Annotated in this window: 2 protein-coding genes and 1 pseudogene; all 3 read right to left on the reverse strand. The window is 60.3% G+C overall.

The window, feature by feature from the left end; all coding sequences use genetic code 11:
* The coding region (locus NW835_RS10095) for a DUF3326 domain-containing protein (protein ID WP_414415216.1) at positions 1 to 123 on the reverse strand (123 nt) is incomplete at its 3' end.
* A pseudogene (gene nirA / locus NW835_RS10100) lies at positions 104 to 802 on the reverse strand (ferredoxin--nitrite reductase); the annotation flags it as partial. The gene NW835_RS10095 and the pseudogene nirA, both read right to left, overlap by 20 nt.
* A gap of 83 nt (positions 803 to 885) precedes the next feature.
* A partial coding sequence (locus NW835_RS10105; RefSeq protein ID WP_414415211.1) for an ABC transporter substrate-binding protein occupies positions 886 to 1,472 on the reverse strand: 587 nt, incomplete at its 5' end.

Raw genomic sequence — 1,472 nt, forward strand, 5'->3', positions numbered from 1 at the left:
GGCTTGCATGACCTGCAAATGGCGCTGGCGCAGATCCTCCGGGATCCCGGCATCCAGCACCACCCCGATGCGGTTTTGCCGCACTGGCCTGAGGAACCACATCGCGGGGATCCACCCAGACATCCAGCCCGATGGCCTCGGCACAGCGGCGGGCCGAAAAAAAGCCCCCCACCAAGACGTTGAAGCCCAGCTTGCCCGCTTTGAAGGCCGGCACAAAGGCCAGGTCGTTGATCTCCGCATGAACGGAGTTGTCGCGACAACCGCAGATGGCGATGTTAAACTTACGCGGCAGATTGGTGAAGGAAGGGTTGCCCTCGCCGTTGTTGGTTACCATGTCCTGCACCTTGCGGGTGAGGCCGCGCACGTCGATCAGCTCATCTGGGTCAATGCCCGCGAGGGGGGATCCCGTAATGTTGCGCACATTGTCCATGCCCGACTGGATGCTGGTCAGGCCCACCTCCTTCAAGTAGCCCAAGATCTGGGGCATCTCCTCGATGGGGAGGCCGCGCAGTTGCAGGTTCTGCCGGGTGGTGATGTCGGCTACGCCATCTTTTCCATAGGGATGGATGATCGCCGCCAACATCCGCATCTGGCCGCTGGTCAGGATCCCATTGGGCAGGCGCAGCCGTAGCATAAACTGGCCGGGCGTGCGCTTGCGAAAGAAGATCCCCAGCCACTTGAGGCGGTGATCCCGGTCGTCTTCAGGGATGTTCTCCCAGCCCATGCGGGCAAACGCTTCCAGCTCGGCTTTGACCGCCAGCCCGTCCTTTTCGCTTTTGAGGCGCTCAAATTGGTTCGCCATCGTCGCTGCCGTAGGGGAACACCGGCTACCTTAGCGATGGCCAACCGTTAACTTTGGTATTTGTCGTTACACTTCGTAACAAGCTATGCCGTTTTGTCATAATTCACTTGCGAGGAGCGCATAGTGGCCTCTCTTCCCAAAACCTGGGCCAACTGCTCGCAGGCCGCTCTAATTTTCTCTAGGGTGCCGGGGTTGACCAAGCCGTAGTAGTCAAATCCATAGACCCTCTGGGTTTGAACGGCTTTCAACTGGTTCCAAAAGGGGCGGGCACGGAAAAACGCCAAGGGATCCGCCGCCTCCGGGTTGACCACCAACAAAACCTCGGGGTTGGCTTCCAGGATGCGCTCTGCCGCAAGGGTGACATAGCCGCGAAATTGCCCTTGGCTTTGCAGGGCAGCCGTTAGGTTGTCGGCGCCAAAGCGCTCCAGCAGATCCCCGGCCCAGCTTTGCCGGTTGGGAGCAAGAATCGGCTGGGTGCCGACCAAAAGCAGGGTTTTGGGGCGAACCGGGGGCAGCTCCTGGGGCAAAAGCGATCCGTACTCCCGCAGCAAGGGATCCGGATCCACTCCCACAGCCGCAGCCAGAGTGGCGATGGTTGCTTCCAGGGCAGCCCAACTGTCCACCTGCGTGAGATAGGTGGGGATCCCCAATGCCTGCAATCGTTCTGCCA

This window comes from Synechococcus sp. OH2, from assembly GCF_047462155.1.
Taxonomy (GTDB): Bacteria; Cyanobacteriota; Cyanobacteriia; order Thermostichales; family Thermostichaceae; genus Thermostichus.